Annotated in this window: 15 protein-coding genes and 2 tRNA genes; 6 read left to right on the top strand and 11 right to left on the bottom strand. The window is 35.2% G+C overall.

The window, feature by feature from the left end:
• Positions 1-233: 233 nt before the first annotated feature.
• Complete coding sequence (locus tag wTpre_RS06430; RefSeq protein WP_245609527.1) at positions 234-431, top strand: hypothetical protein; 198 nt, start codon at positions 234-236, stop codon at positions 429-431.
• 398 nt (positions 432-829) lie between these two features.
• On the opposite strand, the gene lipA is transcribed toward wTpre_RS06430, so the two are convergent.
• From lipA to rpsD, 6 genes are all read right to left on the bottom strand, one after another.
• The gene (gene lipA, locus wTpre_RS01955) at positions 830-1,702 is read right to left on the bottom strand and encodes a lipoyl synthase (RefSeq protein ID WP_068651576.1); all 873 of its coding nucleotides are present in this window, start codon (positions 1,700-1,702) and stop codon (positions 830-832) included.
• A complete protein-coding gene (gene rpmB / locus wTpre_RS01950; protein WP_068651574.1) occupies positions 1,695-2,009 on the bottom strand; it encodes a 50S ribosomal protein L28 in 315 nt (104 codons plus the stop codon). The genes lipA and rpmB overlap by 8 nt, the downstream gene beginning before the upstream one ends.
• Before the next feature lie 54 nt (positions 2,010-2,063).
• Positions 2,064-2,501 carry a DciA family protein gene (locus wTpre_RS01945; RefSeq protein ID WP_410543217.1) on the bottom strand — a complete coding sequence of 146 codons (438 nt, stop codon included), beginning with the start codon at positions 2,499-2,501 and terminating at the stop codon, positions 2,064-2,066.
• 152 nt (positions 2,502-2,653) lie between these two features.
• On the bottom strand, positions 2,654-2,845 hold the full coding sequence (iscX, locus tag wTpre_RS01940; protein ID WP_068651572.1) for a Fe-S cluster assembly protein IscX: 192 nt from the start codon (positions 2,843-2,845) through the stop codon (positions 2,654-2,656).
• A 20-nt stretch (positions 2,846-2,865) separates the two neighbouring features.
• Positions 2,866-2,952: transfer RNA gene (locus tag wTpre_RS01935), tRNA-Leu, on the bottom strand.
• Between the two features lie 5 nt (positions 2,953-2,957).
• Entirely contained in the window at positions 2,958-3,572 is a 615-nt protein-coding gene (gene rpsD, locus wTpre_RS01930) for a 30S ribosomal protein S4 (RefSeq protein WP_068651570.1), read from the bottom strand.
• Between the two features lie 113 nt (positions 3,573-3,685).
• Between rpsD and tkt the strand changes: the two genes are divergently transcribed.
• The 3 genes from tkt to gatC all read left to right on the top strand — a co-directional run bounded on the left by tkt (position 3,686) and on the right by gatC (position 7,058).
• Entirely contained in the window at positions 3,686-5,650 is a 1,965-nt protein-coding gene (tkt, locus tag wTpre_RS01925; RefSeq protein WP_068651568.1) for a transketolase, read from the top strand.
• Between the two features lie 144 nt (positions 5,651-5,794).
• Positions 5,795-6,715, top strand: coding sequence for a ribose-phosphate diphosphokinase (locus wTpre_RS01920; RefSeq protein WP_068651566.1), 921 nt, complete (start codon positions 5,795-5,797; stop codon positions 6,713-6,715).
• On the top strand, positions 6,705-7,058 hold the full coding sequence (gene gatC, locus wTpre_RS01915; protein ID WP_068651565.1) for an Asp-tRNA(Asn)/Glu-tRNA(Gln) amidotransferase subunit GatC: 354 nt from the start codon (positions 6,705-6,707) through the stop codon (positions 7,056-7,058). Before wTpre_RS01920 ends, gatC begins: the two co-directional genes overlap by 11 nt.
• A gap of 38 nt (positions 7,059-7,096) precedes the next feature.
• On the opposite strand, the gene wTpre_RS01910 is transcribed toward gatC, so the two are convergent.
• From wTpre_RS01910 to wTpre_RS01890, 4 genes are all read right to left on the bottom strand, one after another.
• Complete coding sequence (locus wTpre_RS01910) at positions 7,097-8,359, bottom strand: Tol-Pal system protein TolB (protein WP_068652597.1); 1,263 nt, start codon at positions 8,357-8,359, stop codon at positions 7,097-7,099.
• A gap of 446 nt (positions 8,360-8,805) precedes the next feature.
• Positions 8,806-10,440, bottom strand: coding sequence for a ribonuclease J (locus tag wTpre_RS01900; RefSeq protein ID WP_068651561.1), 1,635 nt, complete (start codon positions 10,438-10,440; stop codon positions 8,806-8,808).
• Between the two features lie 169 nt (positions 10,441-10,609).
• Complete coding sequence (gene dnaJ / locus wTpre_RS01895; protein WP_068651559.1) at positions 10,610-11,728, bottom strand: molecular chaperone DnaJ; 1,119 nt, start codon at positions 11,726-11,728, stop codon at positions 10,610-10,612.
• Positions 11,729-11,810: 82 nt separating this feature from the next.
• A tRNA-Arg gene (locus wTpre_RS01890) sits at positions 11,811-11,888 on the bottom strand.
• Between the two features lie 212 nt (positions 11,889-12,100).
• On the opposite strand from wTpre_RS01890, the gene wTpre_RS05820 reads away from it, so the two are divergent.
• The gene (locus wTpre_RS05820) at positions 12,101-12,460 is read left to right on the top strand and encodes a hypothetical protein (protein ID WP_068651557.1); all 360 of its coding nucleotides are present in this window, start codon (positions 12,101-12,103) and stop codon (positions 12,458-12,460) included.
• A gap of 278 nt (positions 12,461-12,738) precedes the next feature.
• Here the strand turns inward: wTpre_RS05820 and wTpre_RS01880 are convergent, their stop codons facing one another.
• On the bottom strand, positions 12,739-15,825 hold the full coding sequence (locus tag wTpre_RS01880; RefSeq protein WP_068651555.1) for a phosphoribosylformylglycinamidine synthase subunit PurL: 3,087 nt from the start codon (positions 15,823-15,825) through the stop codon (positions 12,739-12,741).
• Between the two features lie 108 nt (positions 15,826-15,933).
• Here wTpre_RS01880 and wTpre_RS01875 point away from each other — a divergent pair, with 108 nt between their 5' ends.
• Positions 15,934-18,852: a PD-(D/E)XK nuclease family protein gene (locus wTpre_RS01875; RefSeq protein ID WP_179945524.1), complete on the top strand. Its 2,919-nt coding sequence runs from the start codon at positions 15,934-15,936 to the stop codon at positions 18,850-18,852.
• Positions 18,853-18,886 lie beyond the last annotated feature (34 nt).

Here is an 18,886-nt window from a genome sequence, read left to right as displayed (position 1 = left end):
TTTCTTAAAGTAGTCTTTATGGAAATATTTATACGTGTTGGTGCAATAGTTCCAAATGACCTTGTTATAGAAGAATTGATAACTAGTTATCCTCAAAAGGATATAATCATTTTTTGTTTTTGCATTTATTAAAGGCTCTTTTTCCACTTGGCTTGCTTGTGTTAGATTCTGATATAATACTAACTTATAGTATGGATTGCCATAGTCACAATTGTCTAAAAATAAGTTTTAGCATGGAATGTATAAGGGTACTTAGCAGTGATCTTGCTAATGATAGCAAAACACCAGGTTTTTACAGTTCAGTAGAATTTAAACTGAACTGTAAGGGTAGAAATGGAATATATGAAGATGGTAAGGTGCTTGTTAATATTCCGAAAGAGCTGAAAAATCATAAAGCAAGTGGTAGAAGTTTGTGTGACATTACTATTTAGTATTTTCAAGAATTTTTTGGAAATTTGGGATTTAAATTTGAGACAAAAGTGGAACATAGTCTAGGGGAGCCACTGAAGGTATTAAATTATGTAAGTGTGCTTTGCTCTCAGTTAGAATGTATCTGTTCAGCAGAGTGGTAAAATAAATTAGACGAAACTAATAAGTGGTTATCATGAAAATAGCTATCATTAAGTCTTTTCATGTAAAAAACAATGATGTCATTCCAGCACGTGACCAGTTCTGATTGCCTGGTTAATCTTCTTGATTTCAGTGTTAGGCTACTCGATAACAGGTGTTACTGAAATAACGCTGATGGGCTACTGGAAGGATAAGAAGCTACTTGAATAAAAAGAAAGGGAGCAATGGCTTGCACGTTTCCTTGAACAGATAGGTTAAATTAGGTTGAAGTTTTAGCAGCAGCAAGTCTGTTAAAATCTTCTTCAGCGTGGTACGATGACCGCGTTAATGGGCTTGATGCAACTACCAAAAAGCCTTTGGAATAAGCAATATATTTATAATGCTCAAACTCTTCTGGGGTAACATATCTATCAACCTTTACATGCTTTGGAGTTGGTTGCAAATATTGACCAATTGTAATGAAGTCAACTTCGGCGCTACGTAAATCATCCATAACCTGAAAGATTTCTTCTTTTGTTTCTCCAAGACCAACCATAAGACCTGACTTCGTAAAAAGTTTAGGATTAATCTGTTTTACCATCTTTAGCAAATATAGTGAATGAAAATAACGAGCTCTTGGTCTTATTTTTGCATACAGCCTTGGTACTGTTTCGATGTTGTGGTTATAAACATCAGGTGATGCAATAGCTATTGCTTCAAACGCTCCTTTCTTATTTAAAAAATCAGGAGTGAGGATCTCTATTGTTGTTTCCGAAGTTATCTTTCTAATTTCTTCTATACACCCTATAAACTGATTTGCACCACCATCTGGTAAATCGTCACGATCAACAGAGGTGATGACAACGTGCTTTAAATTTAACTTTTTTATTGCTTTTGCTAAATTTTCTGGTTCATGAGGATCGAGCTTATCAGGGGTGCCAGTTGTAACGTTGCAAAACGCACAAGCACGAGTACAAACAGAACCGAGAATCATCACAGTAGCATGACGTTTATTCCAACATTCACCAATATTTGGACACGCAGCTTCTTCGCATACTGTATGCAAGTTATGTAGCTTAACAGTGTTTAGGGTTTCATTGAATATTTTGCCAGCTGGAGCTTTTGCTCTGAGCCATATAGGCTTACTATGCATCTGAAACAGCTAATTCTACCTCTTGTTTTGCTAAAGCTTTCTTTAATCTTCTTTTTATCTTTTGTGCTTCTTTACTTAGTTTGATTGTTTTTGTATTGAGCAAGAAAGCATCAAGATCACCTTTATAGTCTATAGTTCTTAAAGTTCTTGTTGCTATACGAAAGCTAAGCTTTCTGTCTAATATATTACTCATCAATGTAACCTTATGTAAATTTAAGAGAAAGGTACGCTTTGTTTTACGATTTGAATGTGATACCTTATTACCAAAAGACTTTTTTCTATTTGTCAACTCACAAATTCTACTCACTTCGATATACCAATTTATCCTATGCGACTAGGTTAACCTGATATAGTTAAATAGTCAACTCCCTTGCTTGATTTTTATACCGTATACTGCTTTATAGCCAAAAAACACTGTAATTTTTTCTATTACAAGAGAAACCATATGCTGCATTTCTAATGCTTTACTGCCATTTGTTACTAACAGATACAGCACACCAGAGTTTACGTTTTGTGCGTATGAGATCTTGTGTGGTTTTGTACATTCTGCTAATTCCTCTCCAACTATACTTTTCCAGTTTAAAATAAGACGTATTTCATTTTTGCTGATCTTATTTTTCACGCATTTTAATGCATAGTTTTCTATTATAGATTTTAATTTCTTTGGTCCGCTATGTTTAAACATCTTTCCAGCGCTTAAAATTAAATTATATTGCAACTCTCTTATACAAAAAACTAACTTATTTTTTTCATGACCCTCGTCCTCACACATAAAAAGCAGTGTTTGTATATCTAGCATTTGCCAGAATTTTGTGTTTCCTACCTTGTAATCATTTTTAATTTTAATTTGTTAAATTATTATGAAGCTAAGTAAAATTCGAGTAAAGTATAGTCTTTCCAAGAAGATTATCTTTTTACTGTATGCTGTAATTTTCTTATAGCTATTGTTTTTTAAGATCTTTCTACAATCCAAGCTGCTTGAATGGCCTCTAATGTTTTTTCATTACAATGCTTTTCATCATCAAACTCTTCTAAGTCCAAGACTTTTCTTTTAAGTTCAGTGAATCTAATAGTAATTATATCTTCATCTGGAAATTTCTCTTCTAGAGCTTCTGCAATATCTTCTATATCAAACCATTTCATACTTCTTTAGTAAATTAAACTGGTGCCCATGGGGAGACTTGAACTCCCAAGGTCGCAAAACCCACGGATTTTAAGTCCGCTGCGTCTACCGATTCCGCCACACGGGCTTTATTTATCTAGAGTAAAATTCTACTACTAAATTGACTTCCATGTCTGTTGAATATGGGACCTCGGAATATTGAGGGGCTCTCAAATACTTCACTGAAAGTGCTTTGCTATTTGCCTCTAAATAATCTGGAGCCTTACGTTCTTGTTTTTGTTCAGCCTCTATTAATATAGGAATTTTTGCTGCTCTTTCCCTTATTTTTACTATATCACCAGGCTTCACTCTATAACTTGATACGTTAACTACCTTATCATTAACTGTAACATGTTTATGAGATATAAGCTGTTTTGCCGAGTAAATTGTTGGCACAAAACCAGAGTGATATAAAACAGAACTTAACCTCGATTCTAAGGCACCAATAAAATTATCAGCCGTATAACCTTTTCTTTTGTAAGCATCTAAAAATGTACGCCTAAGCTGTTTACTTGAAATTGCATAGTAGAACTTAAATTTTTTATGTGCAGCAAACTGCTTACCAAAGTCAGATAACTTCTTAAATCCAAGAATACCATGCTGACCTGGAGGGTATTTTCTTTTATTTACCGAATCTTTTGCTCTACCCCATAAGTTTACACCAAGCCTGCGACTGATTCTATACTTTCTATTGATAACAGTTGTCATATAAAAATTCTCACAATATAACTATAAATTGTTAATGATTTTAACATTAAGTGTCAACTTGTTTTTGCCACTATGATATAGTATACTTTACTTTTAAGTTTTCCTATTAACACATGAATCATCTACTGCTAAAATCCATGGCAAATGCTGTCCGCTTTTTATCAATTGATGCGGTACAAAAAGCAAATTCTGGACATCCAGGTATGCCACTTGGCATGGCAGATATTGCCACTGTATTATTTGCTAAATATCTAAACCATAACCCTGATGATTCTCAATGGATCAGTAGAGATCGTTTCGTCCTATCAAATGGTCATGGTTCGATGCTGCAATACTCCATATTATATCTGACAGGCTATATTAGTATAGATGAACTAAAAAACTTTAGGCAACTTACGTCAAAAACTCCAGGTCACCCAGAATTTGGCTTAACTTCCGGTATAGAAGCAACAACAGGCCCGCTTGGTCAGGGATTTGCCACTGCTGTTGGCATGGCACTTGCTGAATCGATTCTTGCAAAGCAGTTTGAAATCAGTCACTACACTTACGTAATGCTAGGAGATGGTTGTCTTATGGAAGGTATAAGCCATGAGGCAGCGTCCCTTGCTGGGCATCTTAAATTAAATAAGCTGATAGCACTTTTTGACGACAATGACATCTCTATAGACGGCTCTACTAGCCTCTCTTGCTCTGATGATGTAGAAAAGCGTTTTTCAGCGTATGGATGGAATGTTGACAAAATCGATGAGCATGACTTTGATGCTATATCCCTTTCAATAGAGCAGGCGCAAGAGTCTGATAAACCTACACTAATCTGTTGCAAAACTATTATCGGAAAATTTTCGAGCCGTGCTGGCACATCTTCTGCTCATAGTGGTGCTTTTACAGAGGAAGATGTAAAACAGATGAGAGAAAAATTGAATTGGAACTATGAACCATTTTATGTACCAGAAGATGTGAAAAACGCTTGGATGGAAACAGTTAAGAGGGCAAAACAAAACTATACATCCTTGATCAATGAAGAACTACAAAGAAGACTTGAGAAACGTTTGCAGAATAACATCGAGAGTGATTTGGCTAACCTGAAGAAAGAAATATGTGAGCTCATGCCAAACGAAGCTACTCGATCTTCTTTCGGCAGAGTAATGGAACTATTAACTAAGTCTATGCCAGAACTAATTGGTGGCTCTGCTGATCTTACCGGTTCAAATTGTACTAAATATAAGCACATGCAGGCAATAGATAGTGATAATTATGGTGGCTCTTATGTACACTATGGAGTGAGAGAGCACGCTATGGCAGCTTGTATGAATGGTATGGCTCTTCATGGTGGAATTATTCCTTATGGTGGAACTTTTTTAGTATTTTCCGATTACTGCCGACCTGCTATACGTCTTTCAGCTTTGATGAAACAGCAGGTTATATATGTAATGACTCATGACTCAATTGGAGTAGGGGAGGATGGTCCAACGCACCAGCCAATAGAGCATTTAGCTTCTCTGAGAGCTATACCAAATCTGTATGTTTTTAGGCCAGCAGATGCAATTGAAACTTTGGAGTGCATTAGCATTGCACTTAAGAAAAAAGAGTCACCTGCACTATTTGCGCTTTCAAGGCAAAATATTAATTACATGCACTCTTATACTGACCAATTGGCCAACCTATCAAGATTTGGTGCATATATACTATGCGAATATTCAGGGAAGCTAGAAGTGACGATATTTGCTACCGGGTCTGAAGTTGAAATTGCAGTTGAGGCAAGAGAAAAATTACAGGAAAAAGGTGTAGGTACAAGGGTCATTTCTATGCCGTGTTGGAGGCTTTTTGACGAGCAAAGTGATGAATATAAAGGGGTGGTATTAAATAATGACAGCATCAAAGTTGCAATTGAAGCTGGAAGTGAAGTGGGTTGGCATAAATATGTAGGCTCAAACGGTATATTTATTGGCATGAAAAATTTCGGAGAATCAGCACCTTATGAAGCTCTTTATAAGCATTTTAATATTAGCGCTGATTATGTAGTAAAATGTGTTTGTGAAAACGCTTTTTATCATTCCACTGCCCATAAAATTACTTAATGAACTCAGCCAGTACCGTTCTTATGCTAAGAAAGCTAGTGAAATGTTTCGAGTAACTTTTTTTCTGTGAGCTACTTGACGGCAAAAATAAAGTTTTAATCATTCCATGGTTTCTGTATAATTTCCGAAACTTAATTGATATATATGAAGATAATAATAGGTAGCGCTGGTAAACAATTAGGAGATTTAATAGCAATTGGGCTAAATGCTCAGCTATTTCCTACTCAGGTGTCAAGATTTGCTAATGGTGAGGTAAATGTAGAAGTAGCAAGTGATCTACGTGATCAAGAGGTATACGTAGTACAATCTATTTCTTCCCCTGTAAATGATAACCTTATGGAGCTTTTTCTTACAATTGATGCAGCGAAGAGATCAGGAGCCAAGAGAATAACAGCTATTATTCCTTATTACGCATACAGTAGGCAGGATAGGGTTATTAAAAATAATAATATGCGATCTGCTTTAAGTGCTAAATTAGTTGCAAATCTTATTCAAACTGCAGGTGCAAATAGCGTTGCTGCTATTGATTTGCATTCAAGTCAAATTGAAGGTTTTTTTGATATACCAGTTACTAATTTAAGCTGTTTTGAAGTATTTGTTAACTCTATATACAAGGAGAATTTGGCAGTAGTTGCGCCTGATGTTGGAGCAATTGGAAGGGCTCGTACTTTTGTAAAGATTTTAGAGGAAAAATACAAGTTAGATAATGATGTTGTTGTAGTAGATAAATATAGAGAAAAAGCAGGTGCGTCTGAGGTAATGAATGTAATCGGAGAAGTTGCAAACAAAAATTGCGTCATTGTTGATGATATAGTTGACTCTGGCGGAACATTATTTAATGCAGCTCTTGCTTTAAAAAACCGAGGAGCAAAGTCTGTAGTTTCGTGCATTACACATGGAATCCTTTCAGGAAATGCAGTTGAGAAAATCTCTTCCTCTTCTCTGGATAAATTAGTAATTACGGACACCGTATTTCACAAATTTGAAAAAAATGATAAGATAGAGGTTGTTTCAATTGCAAATATTTTAATTTCCTTTATGCAAGGAGGTAAAAGTGCCAGCTAGATCAACAGAAGATGTTATCACTTTGTTAAAAGAATTTGCAAATAAGAGAAAAATAACAATTACTAAAGAAGAAATTCTTAAAACTTCACAACTTGTGAGGATTAAGTTATCCGATGGTGAGATTAAATACTACTCAAAAGAACTGACAATGCTGGATTGGATACATGATACTTTGTCGAAAGTTAATACTGAAGGTATTTCTCCTATGCGTTATGGAACTATAGATAAGGATATCCATGTACGTGATGATATTATAAATTCTCAAAACATTAAAGAAGAAATATTATCCAATACAAAATCGGAGCATGGGTATTTCGTAGTACCGAAGGTTATAAACGATTAAGATAAAGCAATATTTATACCGATTTTATAGATCTACTTTCAAAAATAAGACCAATCTGGTAAAGAAGCATTCGTTGGAGTAAAAACCATTTTTTGATTTTTCTTTACTAAATCTACTAAATATAATTTAGAGTTGCTTGGTGATTCTGCATTAGTAAAGATAATTTTTCTGCCATTTGGTAGCCATGCCGGAGATTCAATTTTATGTCCCTCTGAAAGCAAGCGCTCTTCTTTGCCATCTGGCTTCATAACTCCTATGTAAAATTTTCCTGACTGAATTTTTGTAAAAGCTATCAGATCTCCTTTTGGCGACCAAACAGGTGTAGCATATCTCCCATTTCCAAAACTAATTCTCTTGGGTTTTTTGCTTTTTTTAGTGAAATCTATGATATATAGTTGCTGACTTCCACTTATATCAGAACTAAAAACCATGTACTTTTGATCTGGAGACAAAGAGGGAGAAGTACTTATAGCTGAACCTTTAGTAATTTTTTTTGTTCGTTTACTGCTTAAGTCTAGAGATAATATATTTGTTTCACCACTCAATGAGTGGGAAATAAAAAGAGATTTACCATCAGGAGAAAATCTTGGTGCAGAAATAACTCCTTCAAATGCGCTGATTATTGATTCAGTGTTATCTTTTAAATTTTTTAATATTATATAACTTTTACCATTTGTGTATGAGATATAAACAATACCCTTTCCATTTGGTGAAAATCTTGGTGTTGACACAAATTCCTCACCATTTGTTAAGTACTTTATATTACTTCCATCTTGATTCATCACAGCAATTTTACGGACGGATTTGTGATTGCTATCTTTTTCTTCAGCGATATATGTAATTTTTGTATTGAAATGTCCTTTCTCACCAATTAACCTGTCATATATCATATCTGAAACAAGATGACTAGTTTTCCTCCAGTCTTTTACTAGAAAAACAACCGACTGAGCAAGTAATTCTCTGTTTGTAAAGCTTTCAGATAAACGAAAAGATAGCTCTAAATTTCTGTTTGATACTTCACTTAAACTTACTGTGACTACAGTATCGCTTTTCCAGGACTCAACTTTCGTGTTACGTTTCACATTAAATAAGCCACTATTAGATAGATTTGTTTCAATTACTTTTGTGATTCTTTCACTTAGCTCACTTTCCACTTCTGTCTTGCATGCGCATTTAGATACAACAAGATCAATATTACCAATATTGCTTTTTCTTATTCTTATATCAACATATAAAACAGCTTTTGTGGAGTAAGGAATAAATAACGAAATAAATAACACCAGCTGAACGAATAGCTTCATTAGATTTCTCGCATTAACTCCTGTCATCTCAGCAAATAGCTTACTTTTGAAGTTAAACTGCATTACAGTAGAGTAAAGCAATTTCTGCAGTACTTGACACTGGAATCCAGAAATTTGACTGCAAGTAAGTGCACTGAGGTGGCAAGCATAAAAGTAGCTGTTTTATTCTAAAATAAACGTCTTTGACAAGGTTGCATAAAAAACTGGATTCCAGTGTCAGAGCATTGGGATGATACTCTACTGGTGGAGATTGCTCTAAAACTACAATGTTTGCCTGGGCGTTGAGATGGCACCCTTCTGGTAGATTCAAATCACAATGTTTGTATATTTGTGTGATCTGACACTGATTTTTTTTCACGGATTCCAGTATTGCATGCTGAAATAACATCAAAGAATACATTGTTAACTTCTTACTCAAATAATGGTTAATAAAAAGAGGTATATTTCTATACCCGTTCTATTTGGACTTCAATTATAGGTCTTTTTAGTAAATATTCCTTTAAGATACTAAATATTGAACTTTCAATCTTATTTCTTATTTTTTTTATCGGTTGTGGACTAAATGCTGACTCAACCTTCTCTGTGATCTTTTGCATAATGGCTGCATCTTCTTGCGCTTCGAAAACACCAGGTGCAAATACTTTTGGTTTAGCAAGCAATTTATTTTTCTTATTCACAATTGCTGTTACTACAATAACTCCAGTATCTCTCATTCTCTCACGCATCTTTATAACGCTGCATTCTGGATGGCGCAGCAACGTACCATTAATACCAAAGTAGTCAACATCAATTGAACTAACTTTTTCTCCATTCTCCAAATTAACAATATCACCTGGTGCAATCATTATTGCTTTTTTCACACCACACTCTTTAGCGAACTTTACATGTGCATCCGTATGAATATACTCACCATGAACTGGAATAGCTATCCTAGGTTTTATCAAAGAATACATTTCCCTTAGCTCTGCTTTTACTGGATGTCCGGAAGCATGAACATTCTCTGTTTTTTCAGTAATAACTTCCACTCCCATATCAATAAAGGCATTGAGCATGTTATGTGTACGAGTTTCATTGCCAGGAATGATTTTTGATGAAAAGATTATGGTATCACCTTGCTGCATTTTAAATGCTTGATGACTCTTATTAGCAAGCCTTGAGGTTGCTGCCAGTGGCTCACCTTGACAACCTGTGCAAAGTAGCACCAGCTTTTCCCTTGGAAAATTTACTGCCTCCTTTTCTTCTAGAAACTTAGGAGAATCAGTTAAATAACCACTATCCTGAGCAACTTTCACTATTCTCCATAAAGATCTGCCAAGTAAGGCTACTTTTCTATTTAGTGCTTGTGCAGCTTTAGCGATAGTCTCAATCCGCGCCACATTTGAGGCGAATAGCGATACAGCAATCAATTTTTTAGACCGCTTTATTATATTGTAAATATTATCATAAATTTCACTTTCTGATTCAGGGGCGTGCTTGCCCAGTATGTTTGTTGAATCACAAATTGCTGCAAGTAGATCACCTTTATCGCCAATTTCTTTTAAACGCTCTATATTAGAAATTAATCCAACAACAGGTTTTGGATCAAATTTCCAGTCCCCAGTATGAAGTGCACTACCTGCTTCAGTGCTAATTAATATTGAATTTGCCTCAGGAATTGAGTGAGTTACATTTATAAACTCAACGGTAAAAGGACCCAAATTTATGCTGCCATTTATGTCTACCTCTTTCACAGGTACCACACCTTCCAATCGAAACTCCTTTAATTTCTCCTTGAGAAAATTAACTGTAAACTTTGTTGTATATATGGGACATTGTAAATCTTCCCACAGATGAGGCACTGCACCACAGTGATCCTCATGTGCATGTGTAATTATTATTCCAAGCAAATCTTTTTTTCTTTGAGCAATAAAATCTACATTAGCAATGAGTAGCTCAACACCTGGCATAGTTTCATCTGCAAAACCGATACCAAGGTCGATCATAATCCACTTACCTTGATAATGATATAGGCTAACGTTCATTCCAATCCTTCCTACTCCTCCAAGAGGAAGAAATAAAAACTCATTTTTGTTTATGTTCATTAATTTTAAATTATTAAAATGCGAGGATAGCAAAGCTTCGACTTTAAATAAAGGAATTTATCACTTTTGCATAACTTAAAAAAATCTTTTCACTAAAAGAGAAGGATTTCAAGTTGGTAAAAAGAATTAAGTGTAGACAGCTACCTCTTTATATCATTTAGCAAATTTCTCATTTTTTTTTTACTTTTCCAAAGAATCCTTCATATTTCTGCTCTACACTTTCATGTTTCTCTTCCTCAAGCGCTTTCAATAGCTCAATCTGCTTTTGGGTTAAATTCTTTGGATTTAAAGTCTCAACTATTACCTGTACGTATAAATCACCACGAGCATGTGAGTTCATATATGGCATACCCTTTTCCCTACAACGTAGTTTGGTACCAGTTTGAGTACCTTCAGGGACTTTTACTTTTATTTTAGCTCCATCAATTGACTGAATATCTATTTCACCACCAAGTACTGCTAGTGTCATTCTTATAGGCACTTTACAGTGTAAATCCGCTCTATTGCGAGTGAAGATCTGATGAGTAGCTATTTTTACACATACGTATAAATCTCCGCTTTTTCCGTTTCTTGCTCCAGCTTCTCCTTTACCAATGACCCTTACCTTAGCTCCTTCTTCTATGCCTTTTGGAATTGAAACGGAGATATTTACTTCATCTCTTTTACGCCCACTTCCACCGCATTTCTTACATTTATTTTGTATTATTTCTCCTTCCCCATAGCATGTAGTACACGTTCTTTCAATGGTAAAAAAGCCCTGTTGAGTTCTAACTCTACCGCTTCCCTGGCATGTGTTGCACTGAACCGGTTTGATTGAACCTTCGCTACCTGTGCCTTGGCATGTATTACATTTTATATTTGTCACATAATGTATAGGTGCTTGTATTCCTTTAAATGCATCTTCTAAGGTAATTGTAAGATCGTAGCGCAGATCTGATCCAGATACTCCTGTTGTACTTCTTTTTGTCCTTGACCTACTTGTACTGCCGCCGAATCCTCCACTAAAAAAATCGTTAAATATATCGCTAAAATCCCCTCCAGCTTGGCTGAAATCAAATCCAACGGAAGCACCATCGTGACCATAACGATCATAACCCGCTCTTTTTTCAGAGTCAGATAGAACTTCATATGCAGCTGTTACTTCTTTAAATTTTTCCTCTGCTTCCTTATTACCAGGGTTTCTGTCAGGATGATATTTTAATGCTAGTTTTTTATATGCTTTTTTTATCTCATCAGCACTAGCATTTCTACTCACTCCTAGCAGATCATAATAGTCTTTTTTATTCATACATAATAGCTCAGTATTTCACCTTTAAAGATAGGTATTACACATATGAATTTCAAGCATGACCTCTATTTTCTACAAAACATGGTGCACCCTGAGCGACTTGAACGCCCGACCTTTTGATCCGTAGTCAAATGCTCTAATCCAACTGAGCTAAGGGTGCTTGCACAAAGTTGACTTTAACAGATTTTATAGTTTATTTCAATTGGTTTAGCTAAAAATAAAACTCTTATCATGTATAAAACCTGTAAGAAATTGTACTAGCTCTCTTAAAGGATAACTTAAGTTAACAGTTTCCAATTACTTTGATTTTAGAAGCGCTATCCGAATAAGAGCTTTTTACATTATACTGCCAAGCTGCTAACAAATAGCGGAATGACGGTTATAGTTAAATCTAAGCTATTTTGGCTATATCAGAAGACGGGTTATGCAGAAACCTTAAAATACTTCTTGCTTGCCAAGGAGAATAAATACATTCCTATAAACAAGCAGATACTCAATATCGATGCACAGGAAAACTTGAAAATTAAATCTTTAATATATATTGATAAGCATTTACCTGCAGAAATTTTGTATAGTAATCCAACACAAATAATCATATTATCAATGACCGATACTGTAATTAAAGTGATAAATTTGCCATATGAAAATTCAATTTCGATTTTGATTCTTCAAAAACAACTATGCTTGAGAGAAGAGAGATTAAAATTGAAGTATATAGAGCCGGTATCATAAAACTAAAATTTTGCAATTTAAAAAGACAGCACATCACTGTACACACTATTAAACTGTAAGTAGCTTTGCTTCTACCATGAAACTCAACCATTGAGTTTAAACTAAAGTAGCTTCCACAAATAAGGTAGCGCATATCATTAATCTGTTTGAAGTGCTAACTAAAGAAAGACTGATAAGCAAGAGCATTGATAAAATGCACATAATCACCTACCCATGTTTTATAACATGCATTCGCTTTAATCAAATATTACACATAATGAAAAATTTGTCTAGCGTAATCAAAAGTTATTTAAACTAGTACCTAAGTCTTTCAAATCTATTCTTATAATATCCTTTATATTGAGAGCTTTCTCCTTTGTCACTTTTCCAATACATGAAAAAACTATACCTTTAAATAATTCTTCAAACTTACGCTGATTTTGTGGGGCAATGGTTACTAATATTCTACTTTGCGATTCAGAAAACATTATTATCTTGTTTATTATGTCTGTATTTTGTGTTTTTCCTATTGGTACTAGTGAAAGATCAATTTCAGCACCAAGTTCTCCTGCAATTAGCGATTTTGCCAGAGCAATAATTAAGCCGCCTAAGTTTGGTGCAATTGCAGAGACAATTATGCCATCTTTTATTGCCTGGTTGTAACGTTCATACAACTTCCTAGCGCTCTTTGCATTAACTTTTGGCACGTTGTTATTATCTATTCCACTATATAACTGATATTCAGATTTACCAAGTTCATCGTGGGTTGTACCAAGCACATATATCAAGTCCCCTGGAATTTTCACATCAAGCGATACCGCATTTTCAATATTGTCTATAACTCCAATTGCTGAAATGAGTAGTGAAGGTGGTGCAGATATCATCACTTTCTCGCCATTTTCATCATATCCCTTAAAGTCGTTAAACATACTATCTTTTCCGGATATAAATGGCGTTTTAAATGCAGTTGCAAAGTCGTAACAAGCCTCTGCAGCTCTCTTTAGTTGCCACAGCCTTTCTGGATTATAAGCATCACACCAGCAAAAATTGTCGAGCAACGCTAGATGATTTATATTTCCTCCTGCAGCTACGTAGTTGCGTATTGCAGTGTCAATTGCACATGCTGCCATGTGATAAGTGTCAATTTCTCCATAACTTGAGCCAAATCCCTGCGATTTTACAACACCTTTGTTTGAAGAAAGGACTGGCCTCGAGACAACAGCTTCACTGCACACTCTTCCCTTGCCTTGCAGTGGTTTCAATATTGAAGTTCCTTGAACCTCATGGTCATATTGCACCACTATAAACTCTTTGCTGCGTATGTTTGGTCTGCTTAGCATTTCTTCTAGTGCAAAGGTGTCATTCCAGTGCTTGACACTGGAATCTATCTCAAGCTCAACTCTGCCATCGCACGTATTTTTACATAAAGTTTTAGATTTATTTGCAGACAAAGCCTGCTGGATTCCAGTGTCAAGCGCTGGAATGACAGGAGAGAATTCTGGAATGACAGCGTATGGGTTAGATTTTCCAGACCATGGCTTTGTCTGTAAATGCATTTTAGGATTACCATCATGCAGAAATTCAGTTTCGATGTCCATTATTACTGTCCCTGGGGGACATTTAACAACGGCTTTGCCACTTTTGTTGAATTCTCCAATTACACAGACCTCCACATCATGTGTTTTCATGATTTGCTTAAACTCAGGAAGATTTTCTTCTGGCACTGCTAAGGTCATTCTCTCTTGTGATTCTGATATCCATATTTCCCACGGAGCCATACCATCGTTTTTAAGGAGAACCTTGCTCAAATCAACTTCAAATCCGTCTTTTCCCATTTCACCAATGGACGATGATAGACCGCCTGCTCCATTATCCGTTATTGCATTATAAAGACCAAGATCTCTTGCTTTTACGACGGCGTTGGATAATTTTTTTTGTGTTACAGGATCACCAATTTGCACAATTGTTGAAGGGCTATTTCCCGACAATGCCTCTGAAGAAAAAGTTGCACCGTGAATTCCGTCCCTTCCAACTCTTCCACCAATAATTACGATTTTATCACCGTTTTTGGGTTCTTTTATGTGTGAAGGTGCATTATTTATATTACGTGGAATAATTCCGATGCTTCCAACAAAAACTAATGGCTTTCCACAGAATCTATCGTCAAAGTATACCGATCCAAGTTGCGTTGGAATACCGGAGCAATTACCAGCAACATTAACACCGTGAATCACTTCTTTCATTATATATTTTGGTGGTAAGATTTTATCAGTACGCTCTTTATCTCTATAAAGTTTGCCTTTAGATTCTTTGGCAAAGCAAAAGTAATAAGTATTCATGATAGGTTCTGCACCTTTGCCAAAACCGACTATATCTCGATTAACTCCAAGCACTCCAGTCATTGCTCCACCGAACGGATCGAGAGCTGAAGGACTATTGTGAGTTTCAACTTTATCTACAATCAAGTAATCGTCATCAAAAATTATTCCTCCTGCGTTGTCGGAGAAAACTGACACGCATATCTTGGAATTTATCTCACGCGTTGCACGCTTAATATAATGAGCATATAGACCATCTTTTATTTCATCAATAGGGGAGCAAAAAATATTGTGTTTACAATGTTCAGACCAAGTCTGTGCCAGAGACTCAAGTTCAATATCATATGGATTTCTACCGAGTTTTTCAAAGTAATCCTTTATAGCTTTCATTGCTGTCAGCGAGAGCCCTAACGTACCATTGCCATCGATTCCATCTCTGCTGATTTTTTCAAGCTCTTGGTCACTTACATTGAGTTTGACAGATTTTGCTCCATTATTACCTGTTGTCATCCCAGTGCTTGACACTGGAATCCATTCTTTTTTTTCCTTGTCACGCGCTGTAATGACACCAGGTGGGGTATTTGGTTTACTGTAATACTTCCAATGGCAATTGCCGTTTTCTTTATAGACAAGTGTGCAATATTCAGTAACAGAATTGAATTCCTGTTTTATGTCATCTTCGGTTGGAAAACCTCCTTGACTTAGAATCAATTTTGAACTTCTTGCCTTGATAGAGACACTTTCATCAATGTGGCCTTTGCTCATTAGATATTCTCTAACAATTTGTTTTGCCGTGTTTCCTACGTTATCGGTCATGCCAGGTAAAAAGCTTATCTCCAAGCCCCATTTTGCTTGTGATTCTATGAAGTTATATTGAACTTTTTCAAGGTTTTCATTGTAGGAATAATAACGGCAGTCTTGTATGACTTTATTATAAAATAGCCCACAAATTTCTTCATGTAATTTTGATGGTAATTCTTTGCTTATGTAAATCAAGTAAACATTAATCACCCTTCTGCGGCCAACTTGTTCACATTTATTAAAAACTTCTATTCTGATGTTTGCCATGTAATTTTGTAAAAGAATTTAATGTATCATAGCATGAGAAACTGCGAGCACATTTATATTTTAAATAATTTCTATACAATAAAAGTGTTGTATTAATTGTTACTGTTAGTGGGAAGAGTTTTTACTGTTAATGTGAATGAGTCCCTTTTTGATGTTCTTGTTCAGCACATATTTTCTGAATATGAAAGAGAAAAAATTCCCGAGATAAAGATCATACTGCCCTGCAAGAGGGATGTGATAGCATTGCTGAGTGCATTTAAGAATTACAGAACTATAATTTTGCCAGAGATAGTTTCACTAGAAAACATTGATGAAGAAGATTTGATATTAAATCTTGATAGAGTTAAAGTTATTAACCCGACAAAGAGAACGATGCTACTCATTCAATTTATATTGGAGTGGAATAAAAAACACAATGATAGTTTTCCAATCGATCTAGTTTACAGTTTGCCGTCATTACTTCAATATACCCAAATAGCGGATTGTTATCAGCTTGATGAGCATTCGAAGAAAATGGAGAATTTCATAAACTTACTTATCAAAAGTTGGAGTAACACTTTAAAAAATTTAGGAGTAGTAGATATACTAAAGCATAAGAGTGACTACATAAACAATATGATAGCCTCCCTGAAGAAAGATCAGCATATAATCTTTATTGGAATTGGAAAGGGGGAGATTTATAAGTTGTTGATTAAAGCTGTATACGACCTGCCATTTGGAAAGATAATTTTACCTAATCTGAATTTGAAAATTAAAGAGAAAGATTGGCAATCACTTGATAAAAAACATTATCAATATTGCCTGAAAGATCTGCTTGATTATTTAAGTATAGGCAGAGAGGATGTGAGTTTTCTGCTAGAAGCGTGTTCTGATGTCATTCCAGTTCCCAGACACTCGGATCAAGAAAACTTAACTTTAAATGAGTGCACCAGGTGGCTGTACAATAGAAACTGGATTCCAGTGTCAAGCACTGGAATGACTTCATCTACTACTCAAATTACCTGCAAATTACAATGTTCGTACACTAAAAATCAGAGGGCTGGGATGACAGGCAGTCCTGAACTAGATTATGTCTTTGATACGACTGCCGATCTAAGCAAAGTTAGTAATGGATATATTGGCAATATTGAAGTCATCACTTGTGATTCCAGAGAGGAAGAAGCACAGGTGACGTCACTAATTATGGAGAATGAAGGTTATGAAAACGTTTCTTTGTTTGTTTTTGATAAATTACTTGCAGTTCGTATGGTGTGCCCCATATCGAAAAACTATTATTATGTGACGCTTCTGCTTTATAGTATTGAGATTTTGAACTCGAAATGGAACTCTGTGGCATTGCTTTCTCTTCTTAAACATAGGCTAGTGACTTTTGGTTACGCTCAAGAAGAGTACACTCGTATTTTATCTGAGTTTGAGATAGAAGTATTGCGCAGCTTTGATATAAATGGTCTTAAGGATATTATCAACGCTATTAGTACTTGTAAAAAGCTAAGATATAAAGAAGATATATTAATTATTATCAGTAGATTAGAAACTATATTTAATCTTTTACTTAATCTTATAAATCATACTATTTCCAATATAGCAGCAGCTCATTTACAGTGTGTTAATTTGCTTTCTAATGTGAATTTTCTAGAGCTAAATGGTGAAATAGGTAATTTTACTCGTGATTTCTTAAATGCATGTGACGGTATAGCAATTGAGTGTTCCTTAGAGTTATATAGTCAAATCCTGATATTATTTTTAAAAAGGAAGTTTTTTTCTCCAGAAAATAACTTTGATAAATTTAGCTTATATCAAAATAAAGTTGTAATACTTGCTGGATTTAATGATATACCAAATTTTCAGAATCCGTTTTTGAGTGCGCTGAATAGAGAAAAATTTAACCTTCCTTCTGTGCAAGAAGAGCAAGGGTACTTTTTGTATACTTTGCGCAATTTATTTGGTGCCGGTAAGGTTTATATTACGAGGCTAGTGAGTGATAGAAAATCAATTCTATTGCGTCGTTTGGAGGTTCTGTTACAAGAACAAAAATATCCTTATCGCAATTGGCTAAGAATATTAAATACACCTGAGTGCATTGTTCCATGTACTCAGCCTATGCCAAAACCTCAAGCCAAAGTCAGAGAAGAAAAAATGCAAGTGATGTCTTGTAGTGCGGTAGAAAAACTGATTCGTAACCCTTATTCATTTTATGTTGAATACATACTGAACCTTAGTCAGTTAAAAGACTTAAATTTTAAGCCATCGATATTGGAGTTTGGCACTATGGTACACAATATTTTTGCAAGATATTTACGTAACGAAAAGTCGCTGATGAGTACTGCACGAGAAATATTCTCGTCTAATCGATTCCACTTTTCAAATATGTGGTGGGTAAGGTTGCAGAGGATAATTCAATCTTTTGTTGAGTTTGATAGGACTAGAAACAATCAAGTTGAGTTGGAGAAGAGCTTTTCCTATCCGATATTTTATATTCCAGCGCGTGACACACAACTGTGCGGATGCTGTACAACTTCCACTAAGAAGAAGGGTGTTATCCCAGTGCTTGACTACTTGGATCCAGAAAATTTGATTGCAAATGAACACACCAGACAATTGTGTAATAAGAGCTGGTCAGATACTCGAATGACAGAAGAAATTTCACTGACAGCAAGATGTGATAGAGTTGAGTATCTACAAGGTGGGCAAGTAGCAATTATAGACTATAAACTTGGTTCACCACCTTCCAATGAGGAAGTTATGTCAGGATTTTTCCCGCAATTAATTTTACAAGCTTTAGCAGTGGAATACACAACAAAAAAAGAAGTCTCGGAGCTTGCTTATTGGAAACTTGATTATGATAAAATAAAGGTTATTGCTTTGAAAGATTATAGACAAAAAATGCATGAATTTCAGAATATTCTACCATATTTCTTATCTAATTATTTAAGAGATACTACTCCCTTCATTGCCTCTCCTTATTTTGATAAATTCCTGAGATTTAACAGCTACAAACAACTAGAAAGGATAGGGGAGTGGTTATAAATTACATCTCCTCTCATCCAGATCAAAATAGCTG

The organism is Wolbachia endosymbiont of Trichogramma pretiosum, from assembly GCF_001439985.1.
Lineage (GTDB): Bacteria > Pseudomonadota > Alphaproteobacteria > Rickettsiales > Anaplasmataceae > Wolbachia.
This window is presented reverse-complemented; position numbering and strand designations above follow the sequence as displayed.

Excerpts from the sequence above, each read along its gene's own strand:
- wTpre_RS01900 (WP_068651561.1), bottom strand. The coding sequence starts at position 10,440 with ATGAACATAAACAAAAATGAGTTTTTATTTCTTCCTCTTGGAGGAGTA.
- wTpre_RS05820 (WP_068651557.1), top strand. The coding sequence starts at position 12,101 with ATGACGGTTATAGTTAAATCTAAGCTATTTTGGCTATATCAGAAGACG.
- wTpre_RS01945 (WP_410543217.1), bottom strand. The coding sequence starts at position 2,501 with ATGCTAGATATACAAACACTGCTTTTTATGTGTGAGGACGAGGGTCAT.
- rpsD (WP_068651570.1), bottom strand. The coding sequence starts at position 3,572 with ATGACAACTGTTATCAATAGAAAGTATAGAATCAGTCGCAGGCTTGGT.
- wTpre_RS01880 (WP_068651555.1), bottom strand. The coding sequence starts at position 15,825 with ATGGCAAACATCAGAATAGAAGTTTTTAATAAATGTGAACAAGTTGGC.
- lipA (WP_068651576.1), bottom strand. The coding sequence starts at position 1,702 with ATGCATAGTAAGCCTATATGGCTCAGAGCAAAAGCTCCAGCTGGCAAA.
- wTpre_RS06430 (WP_245609527.1), top strand. The coding sequence starts at position 234 with ATGGAATGTATAAGGGTACTTAGCAGTGATCTTGCTAATGATAGCAAA.
- wTpre_RS01910 (WP_068652597.1), bottom strand. The coding sequence starts at position 8,359 with ATGAAGCTATTCGTTCAGCTGGTGTTATTTATTTCGTTATTTATTCCT.
- tkt (WP_068651568.1), top strand. The coding sequence starts at position 3,686 with ATGAATCATCTACTGCTAAAATCCATGGCAAATGCTGTCCGCTTTTTA.
- dnaJ (WP_068651559.1), bottom strand. The coding sequence starts at position 11,728 with ATGAATAAAAAAGACTATTATGATCTGCTAGGAGTGAGTAGAAATGCT.
- iscX (WP_068651572.1), bottom strand. The coding sequence starts at position 2,845 with ATGAAATGGTTTGATATAGAAGATATTGCAGAAGCTCTAGAAGAGAAA.
- wTpre_RS01920 (WP_068651566.1), top strand. The coding sequence starts at position 5,795 with ATGAAGATAATAATAGGTAGCGCTGGTAAACAATTAGGAGATTTAATA.